At 69.7% G+C, this 25,525-nt stretch carries 18 protein-coding genes and 5 pseudogenes; 17 read left to right on the forward strand and 6 right to left on the reverse strand.

Annotated elements, in window-relative coordinates; translation table 11 throughout:
- The first annotated feature begins 130 nt into the window (after positions 1-130).
- The 4 genes from pdhA (at position 131) to ACZZ93_RS06045 (ending at position 5,122) form a co-directional block, all read left to right on the forward strand.
- Positions 131-1,231 carry a pyruvate dehydrogenase (acetyl-transferring) E1 component subunit alpha gene (gene pdhA, locus ACZZ93_RS06030; protein ID WP_463510662.1) on the forward strand — a complete coding sequence of 367 codons (1,101 nt, stop codon included), beginning with the start codon at positions 131-133 and terminating at the stop codon, positions 1,229-1,231.
- The gene (locus ACZZ93_RS06035) at positions 1,228-2,256 is read left to right on the forward strand and encodes an alpha-ketoacid dehydrogenase subunit beta (RefSeq protein WP_363522041.1); all 1,029 of its coding nucleotides are present in this window, start codon (positions 1,228-1,230) and stop codon (positions 2,254-2,256) included. The genes pdhA and ACZZ93_RS06035 overlap by 4 nt, the downstream gene beginning before the upstream one ends.
- Positions 2,253-3,653, forward strand: a complete 1,401-nt coding sequence (locus ACZZ93_RS06040) for a dihydrolipoamide acetyltransferase family protein (RefSeq protein ID WP_463497646.1) — start codon at positions 2,253-2,255, stop codon at positions 3,651-3,653. Before ACZZ93_RS06035 ends, ACZZ93_RS06040 begins: the two co-directional genes overlap by 4 nt.
- 149 nt (positions 3,654-3,802) lie before the next feature.
- Complete coding sequence (locus tag ACZZ93_RS06045; protein WP_056277770.1) at positions 3,803-5,122, forward strand: MFS transporter; 1,320 nt, start codon at positions 3,803-3,805, stop codon at positions 5,120-5,122.
- A gap of 53 nt (positions 5,123-5,175) precedes the next feature.
- Here ACZZ93_RS06045 and ACZZ93_RS06050 read toward each other — a convergent pair whose 3' ends face one another.
- The 4 genes and pseudogenes from ACZZ93_RS06050 to dhaK form a co-directional block, all read right to left on the reverse strand.
- Positions 5,176-6,465, reverse strand: coding sequence for a hypothetical protein (locus ACZZ93_RS06050; RefSeq protein ID WP_463510663.1), 1,290 nt, complete (start codon positions 6,463-6,465; stop codon positions 5,176-5,178).
- Between the two features lie 145 nt (positions 6,466-6,610).
- Positions 6,611-8,983: a phosphoenolpyruvate--protein phosphotransferase gene (gene ptsP / locus ACZZ93_RS06055; protein ID WP_463510664.1), complete on the reverse strand. Its 2,373-nt coding sequence runs from the start codon at positions 8,981-8,983 to the stop codon at positions 6,611-6,613.
- A 91-nt stretch (positions 8,984-9,074) separates the two neighbouring features.
- Positions 9,075-9,714: pseudogene (gene dhaL, locus ACZZ93_RS06060) on the reverse strand (dihydroxyacetone kinase subunit DhaL).
- A pseudogene (gene dhaK, locus ACZZ93_RS06065) lies at positions 9,714-10,704 on the reverse strand (dihydroxyacetone kinase subunit DhaK). The pseudogenes dhaL and dhaK overlap by 1 nt, the downstream one beginning before the upstream one ends.
- A 158-nt stretch (positions 10,705-10,862) precedes the next feature.
- Between dhaK and ACZZ93_RS06070 the strand changes: the two are divergent.
- Positions 10,863-11,630, forward strand: coding sequence for an IclR family transcriptional regulator (locus ACZZ93_RS06070; RefSeq protein ID WP_053099028.1), 768 nt, complete (start codon positions 10,863-10,865; stop codon positions 11,628-11,630).
- Positions 11,631-11,662: 32 nt separating this feature from the next.
- Here the strand turns inward: ACZZ93_RS06070 and ACZZ93_RS06075 are convergent, their stop codons facing one another.
- Complete coding sequence (locus ACZZ93_RS06075) at positions 11,663-12,247, reverse strand: TetR/AcrR family transcriptional regulator (RefSeq protein ID WP_463510665.1); 585 nt, start codon at positions 12,245-12,247, stop codon at positions 11,663-11,665.
- A 111-nt stretch (positions 12,248-12,358) separates the two neighbouring features.
- On the opposite strand from ACZZ93_RS06075, the pseudogene ACZZ93_RS06080 reads away from it, so the two are divergent.
- The 6 genes and pseudogenes from ACZZ93_RS06080 (at position 12,359) to paaK (ending at position 18,939) form a co-directional block, all read left to right on the forward strand.
- Positions 12,359-13,545: pseudogene (locus ACZZ93_RS06080) on the forward strand (thiolase family protein).
- Positions 13,542-14,270: an enoyl-CoA hydratase/isomerase family protein gene (locus tag ACZZ93_RS06085; protein WP_463510666.1), complete on the forward strand. Its 729-nt coding sequence runs from the start codon at positions 13,542-13,544 to the stop codon at positions 14,268-14,270. The pseudogene ACZZ93_RS06080 and the gene ACZZ93_RS06085 overlap by 4 nt, the downstream one beginning before the upstream one ends.
- Positions 14,267-15,132: pseudogene (locus ACZZ93_RS06090) on the forward strand (3-hydroxyacyl-CoA dehydrogenase family protein). The gene ACZZ93_RS06085 and the pseudogene ACZZ93_RS06090 overlap by 4 nt, the downstream one beginning before the upstream one ends.
- A complete protein-coding gene (gene paaZ / locus ACZZ93_RS06095; protein ID WP_463510667.1) occupies positions 15,129-17,210 on the forward strand; it encodes a phenylacetic acid degradation bifunctional protein PaaZ in 2,082 nt (693 codons plus the stop codon). The pseudogene ACZZ93_RS06090 and the gene paaZ overlap by 4 nt, the downstream one beginning before the upstream one ends.
- 5 nt (positions 17,211-17,215) lie before the next feature.
- Positions 17,216-17,599, forward strand: coding sequence for a hydroxyphenylacetyl-CoA thioesterase PaaI (paaI, locus tag ACZZ93_RS06100; RefSeq protein ID WP_082297754.1), 384 nt, complete (start codon positions 17,216-17,218; stop codon positions 17,597-17,599).
- Positions 17,600-17,643: 44 nt separating this feature from the next.
- Entirely contained in the window at positions 17,644-18,939 is a 1,296-nt protein-coding gene (paaK, locus tag ACZZ93_RS06105) for a phenylacetate--CoA ligase PaaK (protein WP_463510668.1), read from the forward strand.
- A gap of 24 nt (positions 18,940-18,963) precedes the next feature.
- Here the strand turns inward: paaK and ACZZ93_RS06110 are convergent.
- Positions 18,964-21,081, reverse strand: a pseudogene (locus ACZZ93_RS06110) (RecQ family ATP-dependent DNA helicase).
- Positions 21,082-21,175: 94 nt separating this feature from the next.
- Between ACZZ93_RS06110 and ACZZ93_RS06115 the strand changes: the two are divergent.
- The 6 genes from ACZZ93_RS06115 (at position 21,176) to paaE (ending at position 25,516) form a co-directional block, all read left to right on the forward strand.
- Positions 21,176-21,595 (forward strand): hypothetical protein, encoded by a 420-nt coding sequence (locus ACZZ93_RS06115; protein WP_053095430.1) that lies wholly within the window; start codon positions 21,176-21,178, stop codon positions 21,593-21,595.
- 121 nt (positions 21,596-21,716) lie between these two features.
- Positions 21,717-22,694 (forward strand): 1,2-phenylacetyl-CoA epoxidase subunit PaaA, encoded by a 978-nt coding sequence (paaA, locus tag ACZZ93_RS06120; RefSeq protein ID WP_285363146.1) that lies wholly within the window; start codon positions 21,717-21,719, stop codon positions 22,692-22,694.
- Positions 22,694-22,999: a 1,2-phenylacetyl-CoA epoxidase subunit PaaB gene (gene paaB, locus ACZZ93_RS06125; RefSeq protein WP_463510669.1), complete on the forward strand. Its 306-nt coding sequence runs from the start codon at positions 22,694-22,696 to the stop codon at positions 22,997-22,999. The genes paaA and paaB overlap by 1 nt, the downstream gene beginning before the upstream one ends.
- Complete coding sequence (gene paaC, locus ACZZ93_RS06130) at positions 22,996-23,838, forward strand: 1,2-phenylacetyl-CoA epoxidase subunit PaaC (RefSeq protein ID WP_463506817.1); 843 nt, start codon at positions 22,996-22,998, stop codon at positions 23,836-23,838. Before paaB ends, paaC begins: the two co-directional genes overlap by 4 nt.
- On the forward strand, positions 23,832-24,338 hold the full coding sequence (gene paaD, locus ACZZ93_RS06135) for a 1,2-phenylacetyl-CoA epoxidase subunit PaaD (RefSeq protein WP_056277465.1): 507 nt from the start codon (positions 23,832-23,834) through the stop codon (positions 24,336-24,338). The genes paaC and paaD overlap by 7 nt, the downstream gene beginning before the upstream one ends.
- On the forward strand, positions 24,338-25,516 hold the full coding sequence (gene paaE, locus ACZZ93_RS06140) for a 1,2-phenylacetyl-CoA epoxidase subunit PaaE (RefSeq protein WP_463510670.1): 1,179 nt from the start codon (positions 24,338-24,340) through the stop codon (positions 25,514-25,516). The genes paaD and paaE overlap by 1 nt, the downstream gene beginning before the upstream one ends.
- Positions 25,517-25,525: the final 9 nt, after the last annotated feature.

Genomic DNA, 25,525 nt, shown 5'->3' on the forward strand with positions numbered 1-25,525 from the left:
TGAATTCTGACATTTCGTCACGGAGGTGAGCAAGTAGATCGCATTCGTCCACGATGCGCCGAATGTTCTTGGACGTCTGTCGCGAGGAGAGCATGCTGGCGTCATCGAGTTCGGCAAGGAGGGCGAACGGATGGAACACGCACACCTGCTCCCGCGCGACACGGCGGTGCAGCTCATCGACGCAGAGGGGCGTGTCTTCGACGACCCGCACTTCCCGCTGCCGGATACGGACACCCTGCTCGCCGCCTATCGCGGTCTCGTCGAGGGGCGCCGCATCAACGATCAGGCCAGCGCTCTCGTCCGGCAGGGCCGCCTCGCCGTCTACCCGTCGTCGCACGGTCAGGAGGCCTGCCAGATCGGAGCGGCCCTCGCCCTCGACGCCGGCGACTGGCTCTTCCCCACGTATCGGGACTCGGTCGCGGTGATCGCCCGGGGTGTCGCACCGGCCGAGGCGATGGTGCTGCTGAAGGGCGACTGGCATTCGGGTTACGACGTGCGAGCGCACCACGTCGCGCCTCAGGCCACTCCGCTCGCCACACAGCTGCTGCACGCGGTCGGCTTCGCGTATGCCGCGAAGAAGCGCGGAGAGCAGACGGCCGTCCTGGCACTGTGCGGCGACGGTGCGACCAGTGAGGGCGACTTCCACGAGGCGCTGAACTTCGCCGCCGTCTTCCGTGTGCCGGTCGTCTTCCTCGTGCAGAACAACGAGTTCGCGATCTCGGTGCCGCTCAGCCGCCAGACCGCCGCGCCGTCGCTGGCCCACAAGGCGATCGGATACGGGATGCCGGGGCAGCGCGTCGACGGCAACGACGTCGCCGCCGTGCTGGCCGTTCTCGGCGAGGCCATCGCCCATGCCCGCTCGGGCGACGGGCCGACGCTCATCGAGGCGCACACCTATCGGATGCAGGCGCACACGAACGCCGACGACGACACGCGCTATCGCGAGCGCGCCGAGGTCCAGGCATGGGTCGAGCGCGACCCGCTGACGCGACTGCGAGCACACCTGACGAGCGCCGGCGTCCTCACGGCCGACCGTGAAGCCGAGTACGCGGCGGAGGCCGAGAAGACCGCCGCGGCGATGCGAGAGGCGCTCAACGTCGATGCCGAGATCGATCCCGAGGATCTGTTCCGCTTCGTCACAGAGACCCGCTCTCCGCAGCGCGAGGAGCAGTGGCAGATGCTGAGGGACGAGATCGCACGCAACCACGCAGCAGCCGGAGGTGCACGATGACCATCGCCCACGACGACATCCGGGTCGACACCGGCGCACTGTCCGTGTCGACCATGAGCATGGCCGCCGCGCTGAACCTCGCCCTCGCGGATGCGATCGAGAGCGATCCCGAGGTCGTCGTCTTCGGCGAGGACGTCGGAGCGCTCGGCGGCGTGTTCCGCATCACCGACGGACTCACGGCGCGGTTCGGCGAGGACCGCTGCTTCGACACCCCGCTCGCCGAATCCGGCATCGTCGGTACAGCCGTCGGCATGGCCATGAACGGCATGCGCCCCGTCGTCGAGCTGCAGTTCGACGCCTTCGCACTGCCGGCGTTCGAGCAGATCGTCAGTCACGTCGCGAAGCTCGGCAACCGGACGCGCGGTGCGGTGCGGATGCCGCTCGTGATCCGCATCCCCTTCGGCGGCGGCATCGGCGGGGTCGAGCACCACTGCGACTCCTCCGAGGCGTACTACGCGCACACCCCGGGCCTCACCGTCGTGAGCCCGTCGACTCCCCAGGACGCCTATTCGCTGCTCCGGGCGGCGATCGCCTCGCCCGACCCGGTGATCTTCCTCGAGCCGAAGAAGCTGTACTGGACGAAGGGAGAGGTCGACACCTCGGCGACGGCGGACATCGGCTCCGCCCGCATCGCCCGCGAGGGCACCGACGTCACCCTGCTCGCCTACGGCGCCTCGGTGCCGCTCGCGCTCGAGGCCGCCGATGTGGCGGCATCCGAGGGGCGCAGCGTGCAGGTCGTCGACATCCGTTCGCTGTCCCCGTTCGACGACGCCACGGTCACAGCCGCCGTGCGCGCGACCGGACGAGCGGTCGTGATCGCCGAGGCTCCCGGATTCGCCAGCGTGGCCTCCGAGATCCAGGCGCGCGTCTTCGAGCGCTGCTTCGAGTACCTCGAGGCTCCGGTGCGCCGCGTCACCGGATTCGACACCCCCTACGCCCCGCCCAAGCTCGAGCACTGGTACCTGCCCGACGTCGACCGCGTGCTGGACGCCATCGACTCGCTGCACTGGGAGGACGAGTCATGACGGCGCTGACCACCCACGTCTTCCGGCTGCCGGACCTCGGCGAGGGACTCACCGAGGCCGGACTCGTGCAGTGGCTCGTCTGCGTCGGCGACACGATCGTCACCGACCAGGCGATCGCCGAGGTCGAGACGGCGAAGAGCGTGGTCGAGCTGCCCTCGCCCTTCGCCGGCGTCGTCACCGCCCTGCACGGAGAACCGGGCGAGACCATCGACGTCGGAGCGCCGGTGCTCGAGGTCGCCGACGGCGCTTCTTCTTCTGCGGATTCTTCCTCGGCGGACGCTCCGGACACCCATGCGGGAGGCGATCTCCGTGCGGATGCCGGCGATCCGGAGCAGGAGGCGTACCGCGAAGAGGAGCGCGCAGGGTCCGGCAACGTCCTGATCGGCTATGGGACCTCGGAGCGCGGCGCGACCGGCCGACGGCGCCCGAAGGCGACGGCGGCATCCGAGATGCCACGCGAGAAGCCGGACGCGAATGCTTCGGAACGGCGGCCCGTGGCCGTCCGCTCTCCCCTGGTGCGACGACTCGCCCGCGACCTCGGACTCGACGTCCACGCCATCACCCCGACCGGCCATGACGGCGCCGTCACGCGCGCCGACGTGCTGGCGGCCGCTGTCGACGACGCCGTCGACGGGGCAGCGGCGCAGCATCGCCGCGATGATCACCAGCCGCAGTCCGCGAACGCCGAACGTCTCGACGGCCTCGCCGTCGTCTCCCGTGAGCGGATGTCCCCGCTGCGCAAGGCGGTCAGCGGACGACTGACCCGCAGCCGCTCCGAGATCCCCGAGGCCACGGTCTGGGTCGACGTGGATGCCACCGAGCTCTGGAATCTGCGCTCCGAGATGGTTCCGGCCGGCGGCAGGGCCCCGTCGATCACTGCCCTCGTGGCACGCTTCGTCGTGCTCGCGCTCGCGGAGCATCCGGTGCTCGCCTCCCGCCTGAGCGACGACGGGTCGGAGATCATCTCCTTCGACGGCCTCAACCTCGGCGTCGCCGCCGACACCGAGCGCGGCCTCCTGGTGCCCGTCATCCCGCGGGCGCACGAGCTCACCGTCGAACAGCTCGATGTCGCGCTGCGCGAGCTGTCGGCGACGGCGCGTTCGGGGGCGATGCCTCCGGAGCGGCTGCGGGGGTCGACGTTCACCCTCAACAACTACGGCGGGCTCGGGGTCGACGGCTCGGCCGCGATCATCAACCACCCCGACGTCGCGATCCTCGGCATCGGTCGCATCATCGAGCGCCCGTGGGTGATCGACGGTCAGATCGTCGCCCGCCGCGTCGCTCAACTGTCACTGGTGTTCGATCACCGCGTGTGCGACGGCGGGTATGCGGCGAGCTTCCTCCGCCGCGTCACGGAGCTCATCGAGCATCCGCTGCGCGCGTTCGGCAACGTGTGAGGACGTCTGAGTCGCGCGGTCGCAGATGTGGGGCTTGGGTCGCCCGGCCACCGTGCGCTACTCTCATCAATTACTGACCGACCATTCGGTAAGTAGCTCGGGGTGACGCAGCGTCGCTCCTCCGCACCCGCAGAACAATGGAGTTCTTCATGACGTCAGCAGTATCCGCGCGCACCTCGACGGCGCGAATGCCCGCCGAGGAGCGGCGAGTCCTCGCCAGCACCCTGGTCGGCACCTCGATCGAGTGGTACGACTTCTTCATCTACGCGCAAGCAGCAGGCCTCGTGCTCGCGCCGCTCTTCCTCGCCCCGATCGCTGAGGAGAACAAGGGATTCGCGCAGATCCTCTCCTTCGCCACGATCGGGATCTCCTTCCTCTTCCGCCCCTTGGGAGCCATCGTCGCCGGGCACCTGGGCGACAAGCTGGGCCGCAAGAAGATGCTCGTCTTCACGCTCGTGATGATGGGACTCTCCACCTCGCTGATCGGCGTGCTGCCGACGTACGCCGCGATCGGCGTCGCCGCTCCGATCCTTCTCATCGTGCTCCGCATCCTGCAGGGGTTCTCGGCGGGCGGCGAGTGGGGCGGAGCGGCACTGATGGCCGTCGAGCACGCCCCCACGGCCCGCCGGGGGCTCTTCGGCGCCTTCCCGCAGATCGGCGTCCCGATCGGCATGATCCTCGCCACAGCCACGCTCTGGGTGCTGACGAGCTCGATGTCCCCCGAGGCGTTCCTCGAGTGGGGCTGGCGGATCCCGTTCCTGATGTCGATCGTGCTGATCGCCGTCGGCTACGTGATCAGGCGCGCCGTCGACGAGAGCCCCGTCTTCGAGGATCTCCGTCGTCGTCGCCAGGAGGCCTCCGCGCCGCTGGGTCGCCTGTTCCGCAAGAACACCAAGCAGGTCGTGCTCACTGCCCTGATCTTCATCGGCAACAACGCCGCCGGGTACCTGCTCATCGCGTTCTTCGCGACCTACGCCGTCACCGCCCTCGGCATGGAGCGTCCTCCCGTGCTGCTGGCGACGACGCTCGCGTCGTTCGGCTGGCTCATCTTCACGCTCTGGGGCGGCCACCTCTCCGATCGTCTCGGACGCGTCCGCACCTTCCAGATCGGGTACATCGCGCTCGCGCTGTGGGCGGTGCCGATGTGGTTCCTGATCGACACGGCGAACATCTTCTGGTACTTCGTGGCGCTGTTCGTGATGACGTTCGCGCTCGGGCTCTCGTACGGCCCGCAGGCGGCTCTCTATGCCGAGATGTTCCCGGCCAACGTCCGCTACTCGGGCGTCTCGATCGGATACGCGCTGGGTGCCATCCTCGGCGGGGCGTTCGCACCGATGATCGCGGAGGCTCTGATGAACCAGTTCCAGGCGGCCTGGACGATCGGCGTCTACATCGCCATCACGGCGGTGATCTCCCTCATCGCCGTGTCGATGGTGAAGGAGACCAAGGGCGTGGATCTGCACGCCTGATCATCGTCTTCCCGGCATGCTGCGGGCCGGTCGGTCATCCGACCGGCCCGTCGTCAGCCGAAGACCAGCGGCGTGCGTACCGTCGCGTCCTCGACCGTGATGCCGACGATCGTCGCCCCCTCCTCGAGCACCTCGCGATCGGCTTGGAAACGGAAGACCTGCCCGTCGCGCGTCGTGACGGCGTAGAAGTGATCGCTCGACGACACGACCTCGACCACGGTGCCTCCGGGGTAAGCAGCCATCGCATCCGCGACGGGGGCGCCGAGGCGGATATCACCTCGCGACGGCAGCGCGGCTCCGTCACCGACGGTGTCGCCGAGGCTGCGGTCGCTCCCGACGGTGATCGACCCGACGGCATCGCCGGCCTCGACGGGGCGCACCAGGATCGTCCCCGCCTCCGCGGGGGCGATGAGGGTCCACGGGCCGCCGTCGTACTCGGGTTCGACGACCTGCGCGTCCTCGCCGGCGGCGGCGACCGCGGACTCGACCGAGTCGCCGAGTCGGAGCGGACCCACGCCGCCGACTCCGACCTGCCAGTCACTCCACGCGGTTCCGGGATCGCCGGACGGGTCTGTCTCGGCGACGGGCGGGTTCTCGGTGAGCTCCTCGACCAGCCCGGACCGGGCCTCCTCGGCGCGTTCTCGAAGCAGCAGCGCCGCCGCCTCGGCGTCGAAGTCGCGATCGCCGCTGAAAGGCTGCCACAGCTGCACGATCACGTTCCCGGTCGAGGCGAACGCGCTGAACGACCGCCAGTCCAGCGCCGCATCGATCAGCGAGCCCGCGAAGGCCCGGGTGTTCTCGGACGCTTCGGGGATCACGGCATCGAAGGAGACGGTTCCCTCTTTGACGAACTCGGCGCACTGCTCGGCCGCCTGGAGCAGCTGATCCATGCGGCCCTCGGCGTGAGCCTCGTCGGCGAACTGCATGATCGTCATCCGGCCGAAGCCGTTCGTGGGATCCGTCGGCACCTGCCACTCGATCGTCCTCGCCCCGACGCTGCCGAGTGACTGCTCGGCGTAGAGAGCGTCGCAGATCGGCGGATCCGCAGGGAGGCTTCCTCCGTCCGATATCTGTTCGAGGACCGGCGACGGATCGCCGACGTCCGTGGCGTCCGGAACGATCCCCACGATCTCCTCGGGGGCGAGCGCGAATGCGTCGAGCTCGTCGCCGACGAACACGATCGGTCCGGCATACGGCTCGGGCGCGGCGGTCGTCCGGGACGGCGATGGCGACGGAGGCGATGACGTCTGGGGACTCGGGGCGCAGGCGCTCACGGCGGCCACGGCGCCGATCCCGATCAAGGCGAGCGTCACTCGCGCTCGACCCGTGATGAAGACAGCCATTGAATCCTCCGACCTCGTCATTCGCCGATGCAGACGTCCCCTCCTCGGAGCCTAGGCGCGCTGGGACGACCTCGACCAGGAGCCCGTGCATGTCGAGATCAGAATGATGCCGGACAGCGCATATGTCGTTGACGGGACGACCGCGTCACTCTCCGTTGAGTACGGCGGCTGCGGCGGCGCGGGCATCGACAGCCGTCGCTGCTCTCAGGACCGCTTCCGCAGCGGCATCGCACTGTTCGCCCGTGACGCCCGCGAGCGCCGCCGCGACTCGACCCAGCGCACGGGGTGTCATCGACAGCGACGTGACGCCGAGCCCCACGAGCACGGCGGCCAGAGCGGGATCGGCAGCGGCCTCGCCGCATACCCCCACCGGCAGGCCCCACCGGCGTCCGGCCGCACCCGCCTGCCCGATCAGTCGCAGCACGGCCGGCTGCCACGGATCGTTCAGATCGCCCAGCTCTCCGAGCAGTCGATCAGCCGCGAGCGCGTACTGGGCGAGGTCGTTGGTCCCGATGCTCACGAAGTCGACGACCTCGAGCATCTCCGACGCGAGGAGCGCGGCGGAGGGCGTCTCGATCATCACCCCCACAGTCTCCAGTCCGGCTTCTCGCGCACGCTCCGCGAAGTCGCGTGCCTCATCGACCGTGGCCACCATCGGAGCCATCACCTCGACGAGTGCCGACTCCGCCCCCGCGGCGAGCGCCAGTGCCCTGAGCTGATCGTCCAGCAGCTTCGGGGCCCGTCGCGCGATCCGGAGTCCCCGCACGCCGAGGGCGGGATTGTCCTCCGCGTCGGAGTTCGCGAAAGGCAGCGGTTTGTCACTGCCGGCATCGAGCGTGCGCACCACGACCCTCTGCCCCGGAAACGCGGCGAGGACACCTCGGTAGGCGTCGACCTGCTCGTCGATCGTCGGTGCGTCGGCGCGGTCGAGGAAGCAGAACTCGGTGCGGAAGAGACCGACGCCCTGGGCCTTCGAGGCAGCGGCCACGACGGCCTCGGCCGCTCCCCCGACATTGGCGAGGAGCGGGATGCGCCGTCCGTCGGCGAGCACCCCCTCGCCGTCGAACGGCACCACGAGCGACGCGGCCTTCGCCTCGGTGACTCGAGAGCTGCTCGGGTCGATCTCGACCGTGCCCCGATCGCCGTCGACGAGCACGACCGCACCGCGCGGGATCCCGGTCGCGCCGATGACTCCGACCACTGCGGGGATTCCGAGCGACCGGGCGATGATCGCCGTGTGCGAGGTGGGGCCGCCCTGCTCCGTCACGAGCGCGACGCAGTTGCCGCCTTCCAAGGCTGCCGTGTCCGCGGGGGCGAGATCCGACGCGACCAGCACGAAAGGCTCATCACGCTCGGGAACGCCCGGCATCTCGACCTCGAGGATCTCCGCGATCATCCGATCACGGACGTCGCGGATGTCGGCCGCTCGCTCGGCCATCCGCCCACCGAGAGCCGCGAGTCCTTTCTCGTGCGCCGCCGATGTCTCCCAGATCGCCCGCGCGGCCGTTCGACCCCGCGTCCGCACGAGGTCCGCCGCCTCGGCCACCAGTTCGGGGTCGGAGGCCAGCAGACGCGACGCGTCGAGGATCGCCCGAGCCTCGCCGGTCGCCGCCCTCGTGCGCGCCCTCAGCTGGTCTGCCACCGCCACCGCGGCCCACTCGATCGCAGATGCCTCGGCCTCCCGATCACCAGGCGCGACGACGGTGCTCTCCTCCGGCTCACGCACGCGCGCGGCGAGGAGCACGGCCTCGGCGGCGACCCTGCCCGAGCTCACGCCGCGACCACGCAGCACGTCGCCTGCCCGGACGGGAGGGGACTCGAGGGCTGCCTCTGCAGCGTGCGCCCCGACCGACCCCGAGGCGACGGCGTCGACGTCCGTGCCTTCACCGAATCCGTCGTCGAAAAGGGCCACCAGTCGGTCGAGCGCCCCCTCGGCGTCGCGCCCGAGTGCCGACAGCTCGATCCGGTCGCCCTGCCTGGCACCGAGGATCAGCAGTCGTGACAGGCTCGCACCCGACGCCTCAGTCCCGTCGGGCAGTCGACGCAGTCGCACATCGATGCCCGCCGATGCCTCGGCGATCAGAGCCGCCGGTCGCGCGTGGATACCGAGCGCATTGCGCACGACCACCGTCCGCGTCACGGCACCCGACCGGTCGGTCGATGCGGACTCGATCGGAGCGGCTTCCGTCGACGGGTCCTCGAGCTGGCCGCTCTTGGCGGCGAGCGCGATCGACGCCTCCCCCGCGACGACGTCCAGCGATGCGCCGGCAGCGGCCGACACGACGGCCGCCAGCAGCCCTTCCACGAACGGCGCGGGGGCGAGGCGCACCGGCACATCGCTCGTCCGCAGCTCCAGCGCGAGCTCGGCGCTCAGCACTGCGGAGCCGAGATCCATCAGCACCAGGACACCGTCGCAGTCGGCGGCCAGCTCGTCGATCGCCGCGGCGACAGCGACGGCATCCGTGCCGAGGACGGGCGCGCCGTCGGCATCCGTTCCGGCGCCTGCGGCGACTCTCACTCGCGCTCCCCGCCCTGCACCATCTGCAGGGCGAGCTCCAGCGCCGCCTCCCCGAGTCGAGCACTGTGGGAGACGGCGACGATGCCGATCATCAGGAGGATTCCGCGGTCGCCTGGGCGAGGGACTCGAACAGCAGTGTCGTCGACGCCGCACCGGGGTCGAGATGGCCGGCGCTGCGTTCCCCGAGATAGCTCGCACGTCCCTTCCGGGCGACGAGCGATTCGGTGGCATCCCGACCGGACGCGGCAGCCTCTGCGGCCGCCGCCGTCGCGGCAGACAGGTCTCCCTCCGGAGATCGCGGCGTCGAAGGCGTCCACCGCGGGCGCCATGGCGTCGAACATGGTCTTGTCGCCGGCCTCGGCCTTGCCGCGAGCGACGATGCCATCGAGGCCGGCACGCAGCGAGCCGCCGAGTCCGGCGCCATCGAGCTCGGTCACGGGCCCTGCAGCCATCCCCATCCGCAGGAACAGCGTGCCGTAGAGCGGCCCGCTGGCGCCTCCGACCGAGCTCACGAGAGTCATGCCGACGGTCTTGAGCAGCTCGTCGACCGTGTCGGGCACACCCGAGTCGAGCTTCGCCACGACCGCATCCATGCCACGGGCCATGTTCGCGCCGTGGTCGGCGTCTCCGATCGCCGAGTCCAGCTCGGTGAGCCATTCGCGCTTCTCGGCGATGACGTCGCGGAACCGCCGGATCCAGTCGGCCAGGGCCGCGGTGTCGATCGCCGCCATCATGCCCCCCACCGCAGTCCGGGGGTGTTGACGGGTGCGTCCCACAGCCTGAGCAGCTCGTCGTCGGCCTTCAGCACCGTGAGCGAGCAGCCGGCCATGTCGAGCGAGGTGATGTAGTCGCCGACCAGGTTGCGGGCGATCTGCACTCCCGCCTGCTCGAGCAGCGCGGCCACCTCGCCGTACATCAGATACAGCTCGATCAACGGGGATCCGCCCATGCCGTTGAGCATCACGATGGCGGGACCTGAGACGTCGAGATCGGCGAGGATCGGCTCCACGAGTTGCCGGGCGATCTCGGATGCCGGCGCCAGTGGCTCCCGGTGCCGACCGGGCTCGCCATGGATGCCGATGCCGATCTCCATCTGGTCCTCGGGCAGATCGAACGTCGGCTTGCCCGCTGCGGGAACCGTGCAGCTGGTGAGCGCCATGCCCATCGACCGCCCCTGTCCGTTGATGCGCTTCGCGAGGGCGACGACGGCATCGAGATCCTGCCCCTCCTCAGCCGCGGCGCCGACCAGCTTTTCGAGCAGCACCGTGAGTCCGACGCCACGACGCCCTGCCGTGTAGAGCGAGTCTTGCACGGCGACATCGTCATCGACGATCACGGTGCCGACCTCGATGCCCTCCATCGAGGCGAGCTCCGCCGCCATCTCGAAGTTGAGCACGTCTCCCGTGTAGTTCTTCACGATGTGCAGCACACCGGCCCCGCGATCGACGGCCTTCGTGGCGGCCTGCACTCGATCGGGGTGGGCGAGGTGAAGACCTCGCCGGCGACGGCGGCGTCGAGCATGCCGACGCCCACGTATCCCCCATGCAGCGGTTCGTGGCCGGACCCTCCACCCGAGACGATCGCGACCTTCCCTCCGCCTTCGGCGTCGAGCGGGTGATCACGTGCGTCTCGAGGTCGACCGAGAGCTCCGGATGCGCGAGTGCGACGCCGCGCAGCGACTCGACCAGCACATCGGCGGGGTTGTTGATGAGCTTCTTCATCGTTCGATCTCCTTTGATCTCTACGGCGGCGCTCTTTCGCAATATTGGAAAGTTATTCGTCAATGTCGAATATGCTCGGGCGCAGTCGAGTTGTCAAGATCGACCTGACGACCGATGCGACCGCCCGGCTCGACGACGATCCGGAGAGAGGAGCCGCGATGATCCAGGCCATCGATCGCGCAGCGAAAGTGCTCGAGCTGCTGCAGGGTGCGCGCCATCTCGGCATCACGGATCTCGCGCTCGCCCTGAGCCTTCCCCCGTCGACCGTGCACGGGATCGTCAAGTCCCTGCGCGAGCACGGACTCGTCGCGAAGGAGCGCGGCGGGCAGCGCTACATGCTCGGTCCCACCCTGCTGCGGCTGAGCAACGTCTACCTCGACACCCTCGACGTCCGGGCCAGAGCCATGCGGTGGACGCAGGAGCTCGCACGCCGCACGAACCTGCCGGTGCGCCTCGGGGCGCCGCACTTCCACGAGGTGCTCGTGATCCACCACGACCTGCGTCCGGACGACAGCCAGCAGATGCTCGAGACCGGCGTGGCGATCCCCGCGCATGCCTCCGCGATGGGAAAGGTCCTGCTGGCGCACGACCTCGGCTTCCAGCGCACCGTCTTCGAGCGGCCGCTGCACAGCCTCACCGGGGACACGATCACCGACGTCGCCCGACTGCTGCTCGACCTGCCGGCCATCGCCGAGCGGGGCAGCGCCTCGGAGACCGATGAGGCCGTGCTCGGAGAGTCGTCCGTCGCCGCGCCGGTCGCCGACGCGTCGAACGACATCGTCGCCGCGGTCGCCGTCGTGATGCCCACATCGCAGGCGCCCGCCTCGGACGCGGTGCTCAACGCGCTGCGCGAGACGGCGCGCAACATCTCCCGCGAGCTCGGAGCGACCAGCTGGCCTCCCCGCGTGGCGCCGGCCGACGACTGAGCCCGCTCAGCGGGACTGCAGCCCGTCGAGGCTCACCCGCAGGATGTCCTCCCCCAGCTCCTCGGGATCGACGGGACCCCGGGTCGATACCACTCGACGACCGAGTTGATCATCCCGAAGATGAGCCTGGTGGCGACCGCCGCATCGACGTCGTCGCGGATCAGCCCCTCGGTCTGCGCTTCCGACACGATCGCGGTCACGCGCTGGTCGAACGCACGTCTGCGCACCAGCGCGGAGGTCTCGACATCGCCGTTCCCCCGCACGCGCAGCAGCAGCGTCACCGAGGGGAGCTTCTCGGTGAGCGCCCGCACCGCGCCGCGGATGATCGCCCGCAGCCGGTCGGAGGCCAGCGAGTGCTGCGCGGTCGCGTCATCGACGACGGCCTCGAGCGCATCGAGCGCATCGTTCAGCGCGAGCTCGAGGATCGCCGACTTGGATTCGAAGTGGTGGTACAGCGCCGACTTCGTCAGCCCCAGCGTCGCGCTGAGGTCGGCCACGCTCGTCGCGTCGTAGCCGTGCTCGTTGAAGACCTTGACGGCGACCGCGAGCACCTGTTCGCGGTCATAACCTGGCCGGCCTCGCTTGGGGGCCGGCGCCTGGATTCCGGGCTCTGCCATGGGCCCAGTCTGTCAGTCCGGATGAGTTGCCATTCGCGGAAGGATCTGAGATCGTATTCCTGACCGATCGGTCTGAAATTATCGCCAGCGTGGGCGTTCGAGAGGATGACGATGTCCGAGGCCTATCTCGTCGACGGGGTCCGCACCCCGTCGGTCGCTACGGAGGCGCACTCGCCGGCATCCGTCCGGACGATCTGGCGGCCCTCGTCGTCGCCGCCACAGTCTCGCGAGCCGCCATCCCCGGCGACGACATCGACGAGGTGATCCTCGGCGCCGCGAATCAGGCGGGCGAGGACAACCGCAACGTCGCACGGATGGCCGTGCTGCTCGCGGACCTCCCCGATTCGATCCCCGGATTGACCGTCAACCGCCTCTGCGCCTCAGGGATGTCAGCCATCGCACTCGCCGCGAACGCCGTGCGCGCAGGGGACGCCGACCTCATCGTCGCCGGTGGCGTCGAGTCCATGACACGCGCGCCCTGGGTGCAGGCGAAGCCCGAGCGGGCATGGGCCAAGCCCGGCGCGGCCTTCGACACGTCGATCGGCTGGCGCTTCACGAACCCGCGGCTGAGCGCCCGCGACAAGGCCACGTTCTCGATGCCCGAGACCGCCGAAGAGGTCGCACGCATCGACGGGATCACCAGAGCGGATGCCGACGCCTTCGCGCTTCTGAGCCATCAGCGCGCCATCTCGGCGATCGACGGGGGACGCCTCGCCCCCGAGATCGTGGGCGTCGAGACGGGCCGCGGACTCGTCGACACCGACGAAGGCCCGCGCAGGGACAGCACGCTCGACGCGCTGGCCGCACTCCGTCCGGTCGTCGCAGGCGGCCAGGTCGTCACGGCGGGCAACTCCAGTTCCTTGAACGACGGAGCCTCGGCGATCATCGTGGCGAGCGCCGAAGCGGTCGAGCGACATGGCCTTCGTCCGCGCGCACGGATCGTCGCCTCGGCGACCGCCGCGCTCGCCCCCGAGATCATGGGCCTGGGTCCCGTGCCGGCAACACAGAAGGCACTCGCGAAGGCGGGCCTGCAGGTCGGCGGCCTCGGTGCCGTCGAGCTCAACGAGGCCTTCGCCTCGCAGTCCCTCGCCTGCATCCGCCGCCTCCGACTCGACCCGTCGATCGTCAACGCCGACGGCGGAGCCATCGCGCTCGGCCATCCCCTCGGCTCCAGCGGATCCCGTCTGATCCTCACACTGCTCGGCCGACTCGAGCGCGAGAACGCGCGCTACGGTCTGGCCACGATGTGCGTCGGCGTGGGTCAGGGCACCGCGATGATCGTGGAGCGTCTGACATGACTCTGCGCATCGAGGAGCATCGAGACCGGGTGATCGCCACGCTCGACCGGCCCGAGAAGCGCAACGCCATCGACCAGGCGACGATCGACGCACTGCACGAGCTCTGCGCGATGCTCGAGCGGACGCCGCGCACGCTGATCATCACCGGCACCGACGGCGTCTTCGCGGCGGGCGCCGACATCGCCCAGCTGCGCGATCGCACCGCCGACGACGCCCGACGCGCCATCAATGCGACCGCATTCATCCGCATCCATGATCTCCCGATGCCGGTGATCGCCGCACTCGACGGATACGCGCTCGGGGGCGGAGCCGAACTCGCCTACGCCGCCGACATCCGCATCGCGACGCCGTCCCTCCGCATCGGCAACCCCGAGACCGGGCTCGGCATCATCGCCGCAGCCGGCGCGACCTGGCGCCTGCCCGAGATCGTCGGAGACGCGAGGGCGAGCGAGCTGCTCCTCACCGGCCGAGCTCTGGATGCCGAAGAGGCGCTGAGGTGGGGACTCGTGTCGTCGCTCCATCCGGCCGACGAGCTGCTCGCGGCCGCACACCGGATCGTCGATCGCATCGCGGCGAACGATCCCCTCGCGACGCAGCACACCAAACGCGCTCTGCGCACTCCGCGAGCAGGCCACCCGGCGATCGAGGTCGAACTGCAGGCCGAGCTGTTCGAGTCGCCCGAGAAGATCCGCCGCATGACCGACTTCCTGGAGAAGAGACGATGAGCGACATCGGCAGCGCCCCGTATCGGGTCGGCGTGCTCGGAGGCGGCCGCATGGGAGCCGGCATCGCACATGCGTTCCTGCTCGCCGGATCTCACGTCAGCGTGATCGAGCGCGATGCGGCGAGCGCCGACGCGGCGCTGACCCGCATCGGCGACAGCATCCGCAGATCCGTCGACCGCGACCCTCTCTCGACGAGGCCGAATTGACCGCGCGCATCACGACCGGCGTCGATCCCGGAGCCTTCGTCGCGGTCGACCTCGCGATCGAGGCGGTTCCCGAAGATCGCGCCCTCAAGGAGGACGCGCTGTCGCGGGCCGAAGCCGTGCTGCCCCCGTCGGCGGTTCTGGCGAGCAACACCTCGTCGATCTCGATCGACGATCTCGCTGCGGGTCGCAGGCATCCGGAGCGATTCCTCGGCCTGCACTTCTTCAATCCGGTGCCCGCATCGGCCCTGGTCGAGGTCGTGCGCGGCGCAGCGACCGACCGGGCGGTCGTCGAGAGCGCCACCGCCTGGGTGGCCGCCCTCGGCAAGACGCCGATCGTCGTCAGCGACTCCCCGGGCTTCGCGTCGTCGCGGCTGGGCGTGATGCTGGGCCTCGAGGCGATCCGGATGCTCGAGGAGGGCGTCGCCTCGGCCGCCGACATCGATGCCGCGATGACGCTGGGGTATCGGCATCCGATGGGTCCGCTGCGCACCACCGACATCGTCGGGCTCGATGTACGCCTCGGCATCGCCGAAGAGCTGGAGCGCACGCTCGGCGAGCGATTCGCTGCACCGGAACTGCTGCGCCGCATGGTCGCCGAGGGAAAGCTGGGCCGCAAGAGCGGCGAAGGGTTCTACGCATGGAACGAGGAGAGATGACCGAGTATCTGCCGAGCTACGTCCAGGGCGAGTGGTGGACGCCGTCGTCGCCCACGCGATCCGCAGAGGTCCGCGATGCGTCCACCGGCGACGTCGTCGCCGTCGTGTCGACCGCGGGCCTCGACCTGGCCGGGGCACTGGAGTACGCCCGCTCCGTCGGGCAGAAGAGCCTCGGTGCGCTCACGTTCCACCAGCGGGCCGTGCTGCTGAAGCAGTTCGCTCTCGCTCTCACCGAGCGCAAGGACGAGCTGTATGCGCTGTCCGCCCGTACCGGCGCCACGAAGGCCGACTCGTGGGTCGACATCGACGGCGGCATCGGCGTGCTCTTCTCGTACTCGGGCAAGGGTCGCCGCGAGCTGCCGAACAGCCGCGTGCATGTCGACGGCCCCGCGGAGCCGCTGTCGAAGGACGGGTCGTTCCTGGGTCGTCATGTCTACACGACGCTCCCCGGGGTCGCTGTGCAGATCAACGCGTTCAACTTCCCGGTGTGGGGTTCGCTCGAGAAGTTCGCACCCGCGTTCCTCGCCGGCATGCCGACGCTCGTGAAGCCCGCGACACCCACGGGCTACGTCGCCGAGGCGATGGTGCGCATCCTCGTCGAATCGGGACTGCTGCCCGACGGATCGCTGCAGCTCGTCAGCGGCAGCGTGCCTGACCTGTTCGAGAACCTGCGGCTCGGCGACATCGTCGGGTTCACCGGCAGCGCGTCGACCGCGGAGAGCCTCAAAGCCCACGCCGCAGTGCAGACCGGCGGTGTGCGGTTCACCGCCGAGACCGACTCGATCAACGCCTCGGTGCTCGGCACAGACGCGATCGAGGGCACCCCGGAGTTCGACGCGTACGTGCGCCAGCTCGTCACCGAGATGACGAGCAAGGCCGGCCAGAAGTGCACGGCCATCCGGCGAGCGATCGTGCCGGCGGGCTCGGCCGACGCGATCATCGGCGCCGTGCAGGCGCGCCTCGCTGAGAAGACCGTGCTGGGCGACCCCCGCGCCGAGGGCGTCACCATGGGTCCCCTGGCCTCGACGGGGCAGCGCGATGAGGTGCTGCGCCAGGTGGATCGCCTGCAGGCGGCGGGCGGGCAGGTCGTCGTCGGGACGACGGATGCTCCCGAGGTCCGTCGCGCAGACGGCAGCACCGGCACCGCACCCGACGGAGCCTTCGTGTCGCCGCTGCTGCTGCGCTTCGAGGACTCGCAGTCCGACGCGGCGCACTCGATCGAGGCCTTCGGCCCCGTGTCGTCGCTGCTCACCTACGACACCATCGCCGAGGCCGCAGCGCTCGTCGCCCGAGGTGGCGGCTCGCTGGTCACCAGCATCGCCACGCATGACCCGGCGCAGGCCGTGGAGCTCGCCACGCGCATCGCACCGTTCAACGGCCGGATGCTGCTGCTCGACCGCGACGATGCACGATCGTCGACCGGGCACGGATCGCCCCTGCCCAACCTCGTGCACGGCGGCCCCGGTCGAGCCGGCGGCGGTGAGGAGCTCGGCGGCATCCGCGCGGTGCTGCATCACATGCAGCGCACGGCAGTGCAGGGTTCACCCGAGATGCTGACTGCCTTGACGGGTGTCTGGCACGCGGGGGCGGCCGCGCGCAGCGACGGTCGGCATCCGTTCCGCAAGTCGCTCGCGGAACTCCGCATCGGCGACCAGATCGTCTCCGGCTCGCGCGAGGTGACCCTCGCCGACATCGAGACGTTCGCGCACTTCACGGGCGACACGTTCTACGCCCACATGGACGAGGCATCCGCCGCCGCGAACCCGTTCTTCCCCGGACGGGTCGCGCACGGCTACCTGCTCGTCTCGTGGGCCGCGGGTCTCTTCGTCGATCCGGAGCCCGGACCCGTGCTCGCGAACTACGGTCTGGAGAACCTGCGATTCATCACGCCGGTCTCCCCCGGCGACACGATCCGCGTCGAGCTGACCGCGAAGCAGATCACGCCGCGTGAGACGGACGAGTACGGAGAGGTGCGCTGGGACGCGGTGATCCGCAATCAGAGCGACGAGCTCGTCGCCACCTACGACGTGCTCACGCTGGTGAACAAGCAGCCGACACCCGAGGTCGTCGCCGCATGAGAGAGATGATGCAGCGCGATGCCGCATCGCAGATGCTCGGCATGACCGTCGAGGAGGACGCCCCCGGAGAGGCCGTCGTCTCGATGACCGTGCGCGACGACATGCTGAACGGGTTCGCCATCACGCATGGCGGACTGGTGTTCACCCTCGCCGACACCGCCTTCGCGATCGCCTGCAACGAGGACGATCGCGTCACGGTCGCGGGTGGTGCCGACATCACCTTCCTGAAATCCACGACCGCCGGCCAGCGACTGACAGCGCGCGCGGTGCGCCGTGTCGTCAGCGGACGCAACGGCCTGTACGACGTGACGGTGACGGACGAATCGGGCGATGTCGTCGCCGAGGTCCGCGGCCGCTCGCTCACGACGAACCGCTCGCACCCCGCCTGAGCGCACGCACGCTCACTGCTCTGTCCCCGACGAAGGAGTCGACGATGACCGCAACACATGCCGAGATCGGCGCCGAGGCCGAGCTTCATTCGCCTGAACGACTGGCGCGGCTGCAGCTGCAGCGCCTGCAGTGGACCGTCCGGCATGCCTACGAGAACGTGCCGACCTATCGCCGCAAGTTCGACGAGCACGGCGTGCACCCCGACGATGTGCGCACCCTCGACGACGTGCGGCGTCTGCCGTTCACCACCAAGGCCGACCTGCGCGAGAGCTATCCGTTCGGCATGTTCGCCGTGCCGATGGCCGACGTGCGACGCGTCCACGCGTCGTCGGGCACGACGGGGCGGCCGACCGTCGTCGGCTACACCGAAGGAGACCTCGACCGGTGGAGCGACCTGGTGGCGCGGTCGTTGCACTCCGCGGGCATCCGCGCGGGGATGAAGGTACACAACGCCTACGGCTACGGGCTCTTCACCGGCGGACTCGGCGCGCATGCCGGGATCGAGCGTCTCGGAGCGACCGTGATCCCGGTGTCGGGAGGGCAGACCGCCCGGCAGGTGCAGCTGATCACGGATTTCGAACCGGATGCCATCCTCTGCACGCCGAGCTATCTGCTCACGATCGCTGACGCGATGGAAGCCTCGGGCATCGATCCGACGACCACGTCGCTGCGCGTCGCGGTGCTCGGCGCCGAGCCGTGGACGAACGAGATGCGTCGTGAGATCGAGCGGCGACTGAACATCGATGCCGTCGACATCTACGGGCTCAGCGAGGTGATGGGGCCGGGGGTCGCGAGCGAGAGCGTGCTCACGAAAGACGGCCCGCACATCTGGGAGGACCATTTCCTGCCCGAGATCATCGACGGAGAGACCGGGGAACGGCTGCCGGACGATGCGCTCGGCGAGCTCGTCTTCACGTCGCTGACCAAAGAGGCTTTTCCTGTGATCCGGTATCGCACGCGCGATCTGACGCGCCTGCTGCCGGGAACCACCTTTCCGGCGCTTCGACGCATGGAGAAGATCACCGGCCGCAACGACGACATGATCATCCTGCGCGGCGTGAACCTCTTCCCCACCCAGATCGAGGAGCTGGTGATGGGCATCGAGACGCTCACCCCGCACTTCGTGCTCGAGCTGCACCACGTCGGGCAGCTCGACACGATGACCGTGCGCATCGAGCGACACCCGTCGCTGAGTGCCGAGGACTGCGATGCCGCCGCTGCGGTGCTCACCCACCGCATCAAGATGCACATCGGCACCAGCGTCGACGTGACGGTCGAGGAGCCGGGCACGCTGCCCCGGAGCGAGGGCAAATACCAGCGGGTCTACGACCTGCGGTAGGGCTCGAGCCGGGTGTCCCCGCCGTCAGCCGCGCAGCGCGAGCACGAACGGGAGCACGTCGCTCACCCCCGCCTGGCGCAGCGTGCGCGCGGCGACCGTGAGCGTCCAGCGGCTGTCGGCGAGATCGTCGACGAGCAGCACGGGACCGGTCGGCACGTCGAGGCCCTGCGCGCTGAATCTGTCCCACAGACCTGCCAGCCGGAACACGCTGTTGCCACCGGGTTGGCCCGTCGGCCCGCCGTTCACGAGGTCGAGCGCACCGAGATACGGCAGGCGGCCGATCTCGGCGATCCCGCGGGCGAGCGAGTCGACGAGCAGCGGATGCGATCGCGACGGCATGGCGACGACCGCGACGGGGCGCTCGGCCCACCCCCAGTCGGCGAGCACGCGCACGCAGCCGCCGAGAACCTGGGGCGTCACCACCGCGTCAGGGGCGCCCGCCGCGAAGAGCTCGCGCAGCGTGCCGCCCCAGCCGAGGTCGGTGAGACGGGCGAGTGCGCGCCCTTCTCCGGCCTGCTCCCCGCGGGGATGCGCCCTTCACCGGCACGTCGAGCTTGTCGGCTCCGGTCGGCCAGGCGCGACGAGGCTCGACCGGGACACCGACGCGATCGAGCGATTCCGCGGCCTGCGTCGTCGCCGATTCGCCGATCTCGCTCGGGAACCAGATGCCGGCGCAGTTGTCGCATCTCCCGCAGGGCGCAGCCGTGTCGTCGTCGAGTGAGCGCTGGAGGAATTCCATGCGGCATCCGTCGGTCTGCTCGTAGTCGATCATGTGCTGCTGCTCGGCGCGACGCTCGGCCGCGATGCGCTCATAGCGCTCGGCGTCGTAGGCCCACGGCTGCCCCGTCGCGACCCACCCGCCCTGCACCCGGCGCACCGCGCCGTCGACGTCGAGAACCTTGAGCAGCAGTTCGAGCGGAGTACGCCGGATGTCGACCATCGCCTCGAGCGCGGGCGTCGAGATGGGCTGATCGCCGAGGGCGGCGATCACCCGCTCGGCGCGCTCCCGATCCGGCATCGACGCGGTCGCGAAGTAGTGCCAGATGTCGCGGTCTTCGACGCCGGGCAGCAGGAGCACGTCGGCGCTCTCGCTCGCACGACCGGCACGGCCGACCTGCTGGTAGTACGCGACCGGCGACGACGGCGCGCCGAGGTGCAGCACGAAACCGAGGTCCGGCTTGTCGAAGCCCATCCCGAGCGCGCTCGTGGCGACGAGGGCCTTGACCTCGTTGCGCTTCAGCATCCCTTCCGACTCGGTGCGCTCGTCGGTGTCGGTCTGTCCGGTGTACGCGCGCACGTCGTGCCCGTGGTCGCGCAGCAGCCGGGCGGTGTCGACCGCGGCCGCGACCGTCAGGGTGTAGATGATGCCCGAACCGGGCAGGTCGTCGATATGACTGAGCAGCCACGCGAGCCGGCTGGCGGAGTCGCGCAGACGCAGGACGCCGAGACGCAGCGAGGTGCGCGCGAGCGGGCCGCGGATCGTGAGCACCTCGGAGCCGGCGGCATCCGACGCCCCTCCCGTGCCGAGCTGCTCGGCGACGTCGGCCACGACCCTGCTGTTCGCGGTCGCCGTCGTCGCGAGCACGGGCACCTCGGGCGGCATCTGCTCGATGAGGTCGCGCAGCCGCCGGTAATCGGGGCGGAAGTCGTGCCCCCAGTCGCTGATGCAGTGCGCCTCGTCGACCACCAGCATGCCGATCCGTCGAACCAGCGCCGGCAGCTGCTGCTCGCGGAACGCGGGATTGTTGAGTCGTTCGGGAGAGACGAGCAGCACATCGACCTCGTCTCGGTCGAGCTGCTCCATGACCTCCGACCACTCGTGCGCATTGGTCGAGTTGATCGCCACCGCTCGAACGCCTGCCCGCTCGGCCGCGGCGATCTGATCGCGCATCAGCGCGAGAAGCGGCGAGACGAGGACGGTCGGCCCTGCCCCCTGGCGGCGCAGCAGCAGCGTCGCGACGAAGTACACAGCCGACTTGCCCCACCCGGTGCGCTGCACGACGAGCGCGCGGCGGCGCCCTCGACCAGAGCCTCGATCGCCTCGTACTGACCGTCGTGGAAGTCGGCGTCCGGGCGGCCGACCAGCTCGCGCAGAGCCGAGAGCGCAGCGGTGCGGGTGTCGACAGAGGCGGGAGAAGTCATGTCTCCACTCTGCCCGATGCCTCCGACACCCGGTGTGCCACCATCCACAGGCGGATTCGAGCCGAGCCTCGGTGACGTCGTCTAGCGTGGGACGATGATCACGCGAGAACTGGCCGTATCCCTGCGCGACGCCGGACTCGTGTGGCACCCCGCCGAGGGCGACCGCTTTCAGCTCGATCTCCCGAACGATGTCGAGCTCGAGGCCGAAGCCGATGTCTTCACGGTCAGCGAGATGACGATCGAGGCCCGCCAGACCCCGAGCGGCACGGACCTCGCCTTCAACGGCACGACGGAGTGGGCGCTCGACGCCGTGACCCTCGCGGACGCGGTGTGGCTCCCCCGCGAGGATCAGCTGCGTGAGCTGCTGCGCGGCACCTTCCGGGCGCTGAGCCGCCTCTCCGACACCTTCGTGGTCGAGGTCGAGATCGCCGGCGAGACCCTGCGTTTCGAGCATCCGGATCCCTCCGAGGCGTACGGCAGAGCCCTCCTCGACCTCGTCTCCCGCTCTCGCTGAGCAACTCTCCGAGCATCTCGCCGAGCGCCGCATCGGGGTCTTCCTTGCGCCGCGACGACCTCCGTGTCAGAATTACCTAACGACCGGTCAGTAAAGCGGATCGGAAACCGAGGAGTCGATGATGACCAGCCCCGCAGATCTCTCCCTCGTCGACGGAGAGCTGTCCGACGACGAGCGCCTGTTCGACGAGCTCATCGCGAACGAGCAGCGCATCGAGCCTCGCGACTGGATGCCCGATGCCTATCGCAAGACGCTGATCCGTCAGATCTCGCAGCACGCGCACTCCGAGATCATCGGCATGCAGCCGGAGGGCAACTGGATCACCCGGGCGCCGAGCCTCAAGCGCAAGGCGATCCTGATGGCCAAGGTCCAGGACGAGGCGGGGCACGGACTCTATCTCTACTCCGCCGCACAGACGCTCGGCATCACGCGCGACGAGATGATGGATCAGCTCATCAGCGGCAAGGCCAAGTACTCGTCGATCTTCAACTACCCGACCCCCACCTGGGCCGACATGGGGGCGATCGGGTGGCTCGTCGACGGAGCCGCCATCTGCAACCAGGTGCCGCTGTGCCGCGCCTCCTACGGGCCCTACGGCCGCGCGATGGTGCGCGTCTGCAAGGAGGAGTCGTTCCATCAGCGCCAGGGATTCGAGATCCTGCTGTCGCTGATGCAGGGAACCGACGAGCAGAAGAAGATGGCGCAGGATGCCGTGAACCGCTGGTACTGGCCGAGCCTGGCGATGTTCGGTCCGCCCGACGACCAGTCCCCCAACTCCGCGCAGTCGATGAAGTGGAAGATCAAGCGCTTCACGAACGACGAGCTGCGTCAGCGCTTCGTCAGCATGCTCGTGCCCCAGGCCGAGATCCTCGGCGTGACCCTGCCCGACCCTGATCTGCGCTTCGACGACGAGACCGGCCAGTACGTGATCGGCGAGATCGACTGGGACGAGTTCTTCGAGGTTCTGCGCGGCAACGGCCCCTGCAATGCCGAGCGTCTCGAACGCCGCCGCACGGCCCATGAGGACGGCGCGTGGGTGCGCGAGGCTGCGGCCGAGTACGCCCGCAAGCAGGCGCTGAAGACGAAGGCGGTGGCGTGATGGCGACGCCCGGTGCCGACGACCGCGAGCCCTGGCCTCTCTGGGAGGTCTTCGTCCGCGCGAACCGCGGCCTGAGCCACGTCCACGTCGGGTCGCTGCACGCCCCGGATGCCGACATGGCCATCCGCAACGCCCGCGATCTCTACACGCGACGCGGCGAGGGCGTGTCGATCTGGGCGGTGCCCGCCGAGGCGATCACGACCAGCGACCCCGACGCGAAGGGCGCCTACTTCGAGAGCCCCGCCGGCAAGAACTATCGGCACGCCGTGTACTACACGGCGTCCGAGGAGGTGCCGCACCTGTGAGCCACATCCAGGGCGATATCCACGGCGACCCGCACGGGGACGTCTCGGTCGACGAGCTGCGGCTCGGTGACGAGCTCACCGGAACCGGCTCCGCGGCGGCATCCGCCGACGTCGCCGAGTACGCGCTCTGGCTCGGCGACGACGCGCTGATCCTGTCGCAGCAGCTCGGTGAGTGGATCTCCCGCGCGCCCGAACTCGAAGAGGACGTCGCCCTCGGCAACATCGCGCTCGACCTGCTCGGGCATGCCCGCTCGTTCCTGCACTTCGCGGGGTCTTTCGACGGACGCTCCGAAGACGATCTCGCGTACTTCCGCGACGAACCGGAGTTCCGCTGCGCCTGGATCGTGGAGCAGCCCAACGGCGACTTCGCGCAGACCATCGCCCGCCAGTTCGTCGTGTCGACCTACATGTTCGAGCTGTACTCGGCCCTGCGGGCGAGCAGCGACCCGACCCTCGCGGCGATCGCCGAGAAGTCCCTCAAAGAGGTCGACTACCACCGAGACCACGCGGTGCAGTGGGTGCTGCGGCTCGCCGGCGGCACCGACGAATCCCGGCGGCGGATGATCCGCGCGCTGGGCGACGTCTGGCCGTATGCCGACGAGCTCTTCCGCGACGAGCCCCTGATCGACCGCCTCGGGGACGCCGCGGCGCGTCCGTCGACGCTGCGAGCGGGCTTCGACGCCGTCGTCGCCGCCGTCTTCGCCGAGGCCGAGCTGACGCTTCCCGCCGTCGCGGCATCCTCGGCCGGAGGACGGCGAGGAGCGCACGCGAGTCCGTTCGGCCATGTCCTCGCGGAGATGCAGGTCCTGGCGCGACGGCATCCGGGAGCATCATGGTGACCGGCACGCTGCAGACCGCGCCCCGGTCGACCGCGTGGCGGATCGCCGCGGCCGTGGCCGACCCCGAGGTGCCCGTGCTGACGATCGAGGACCTCGGCGTGCTGCGCGCGGTCACCGTCGACGGCGACGTGGTGCGCGTCGACATCACCCCCACCTACAGCGGGTGCCCGGCGATGGACACGATCCGCGACGACGTCATCCTCGCTCTGACCGCCGCGGGATACTCACGGGTCGAGGTCCGGCTCGTGCTCTCCCCCGCATGGACGACGGACTGGATGTCGGATGCCGGCAGGCAGAAGCTCGCCGAGTACGGCATCGCGCCTCCGACCGGGCGCTCGGCGATCTCGTCCGGCCCGATTCGCCTCGCGATCAGCGTGCGGTGCCCTCGGTGCGGCTCGCTGGACACCCGCGAGGTCTCGCGCTTCGGTTCGACCTCGTGCAAGGCGCTGTTCGAATGCCGCGCCTGCCTCGAACCCTTCGACCACTTCAAGGTGCACTGATGTCGCTGTTCGCCCTCTCCGATCCCGCGCCCGCGCCGTCGCCTCGTCGAGCCGCCGCGCCGACGAAGAAGCGCGCGCGCTTCCACACCCTCGCCGTCGAGGAGGTGCGGCCGCTGACCGACGACTCGGTCGAGGTGACCTTCTCGGTTCCGGCCGACCTCGCCGACGACTACGACCACCTGCCCGGCCAGTATGTCGCCCTGCGCACGTCGCTCGACGGCACGGAGGTGCGCCGGTCGTACTCGCTGTGCCGCGCACCCGAGCACCGCACGGCAGAGCAGATCTCCGCCGGTGTCCCGACCCGGCTCAGCGTCGCCGTGAAGCGCGACGAGGGCGGGCTCTTCTCGACCTGGGCGCAGACGGGCCTTCACCCCGGGTTCGAGATCGACGTGATGAGTCCGCAGGGCACGTTCACCTCCGGGCTCGACGATCTCGATCAGCATCACGTCGTGGGCATCGCTGCCGGTTCCGGCATCACGCCGCTGATGGCTCTCGCCCACACCGTGCTGACGCGCTCCGACTCCTCCCGATTCACCCTGCTCTACACGAACCGCTCGACGCTCGACGTGATGTTCCTCGAGGATCTCGCCGACCTCAAGGATCGCTACCCGACGCGCCTGACGCTGCACCATGTGCTGTCCCGCGAGCAGCGCACGGCCCCCGTGCTCTCCGGACGCATCGACGAGGAGAAGCTGCGCACCATCCTGCGAGCGCTCATCGATCCGACCGACGTCGACGAATGGTTCCTGTGCGGACCGCTCTCGCTGGTCGACCTGTGCCGAGAGGTGCTCGCCGACGTCGGTGTGCCGCGTGAGCACATCCGCTTCGAGCTCTTCACGACGGGTGACGAGCCGGCGCGCGCCGCCCGCCCTGTCGAGGTGCGCGCGGGCGAGAAGACGATCCGCATCGAGGTGAATCTCGACGGCGTCTCGTCGACCGTCGAGAGTCCGGTCGACGCGCACGAGTCCGTGCTCAACGCCGCTCTGCGGGTGCGACCCGATGCGCCGTTCGCGTGTGCGGGCGGCGTCTGCGGAACCTGCCGTGCGAGGGTCATCGAGGGCAGCGTGACGATGACGGAGAACTACGCGCTCGAGCCCGACGAGCTCGAGCGCGGCTACGTCCTCACCTGCCAATCCCACCCCACGAGCGACCGCATCGTGGTCGACTACGACGTCTGAGGAGCATCG

The organism is Microbacterium sp. AC026 (genome assembly GCF_979258475.1).

Coding starts and splice junctions, on each gene's coding strand:
- paaD (WP_056277465.1), top strand. CDS start 23,832: ATGGTGACCGGCACGCTGCAGACCGCGCCCCGGTCGACCGCGTGGCGG.
- ACZZ93_RS06040 (WP_463497646.1), top strand. CDS start 2,253: ATGACGGCGCTGACCACCCACGTCTTCCGGCTGCCGGACCTCGGCGAG.
- ACZZ93_RS06085 (WP_463510666.1), top strand. CDS start 13,542: ATGACTCTGCGCATCGAGGAGCATCGAGACCGGGTGATCGCCACGCTC.
- paaI (WP_082297754.1), top strand. CDS start 17,216: ATGATGCAGCGCGATGCCGCATCGCAGATGCTCGGCATGACCGTCGAG.
- ACZZ93_RS06045 (WP_056277770.1), top strand. CDS start 3,803: ATGACGTCAGCAGTATCCGCGCGCACCTCGACGGCGCGAATGCCCGCC.
- ACZZ93_RS06035 (WP_363522041.1), top strand. CDS start 1,228: ATGACCATCGCCCACGACGACATCCGGGTCGACACCGGCGCACTGTCC.
- ACZZ93_RS06075 (WP_463510665.1), bottom strand. CDS start 12,247: ATGGCAGAGCCCGGAATCCAGGCGCCGGCCCCCAAGCGAGGCCGGCCA.
- paaA (WP_285363146.1), top strand. CDS start 21,717: ATGACCAGCCCCGCAGATCTCTCCCTCGTCGACGGAGAGCTGTCCGAC.
- paaK (WP_463510668.1), top strand. CDS start 17,644: ATGACCGCAACACATGCCGAGATCGGCGCCGAGGCCGAGCTTCATTCG.
- pdhA (WP_463510662.1), top strand. CDS start 131: ATGGAACACGCACACCTGCTCCCGCGCGACACGGCGGTGCAGCTCATC.
- ACZZ93_RS06050 (WP_463510663.1), bottom strand. CDS start 6,465: ATGGCTGTCTTCATCACGGGTCGAGCGCGAGTGACGCTCGCCTTGATC.
- paaB (WP_463510669.1), top strand. CDS start 22,694: ATGGCGACGCCCGGTGCCGACGACCGCGAGCCCTGGCCTCTCTGGGAG.
- ACZZ93_RS06115 (WP_053095430.1), top strand. CDS start 21,176: ATGATCACGCGAGAACTGGCCGTATCCCTGCGCGACGCCGGACTCGTG.
- paaZ (WP_463510667.1), top strand. CDS start 15,129: ATGACCGAGTATCTGCCGAGCTACGTCCAGGGCGAGTGGTGGACGCCG.
- paaE (WP_463510670.1), top strand. CDS start 24,338: ATGTCGCTGTTCGCCCTCTCCGATCCCGCGCCCGCGCCGTCGCCTCGT.
- ACZZ93_RS06070 (WP_053099028.1), top strand. CDS start 10,863: ATGATCCAGGCCATCGATCGCGCAGCGAAAGTGCTCGAGCTGCTGCAG.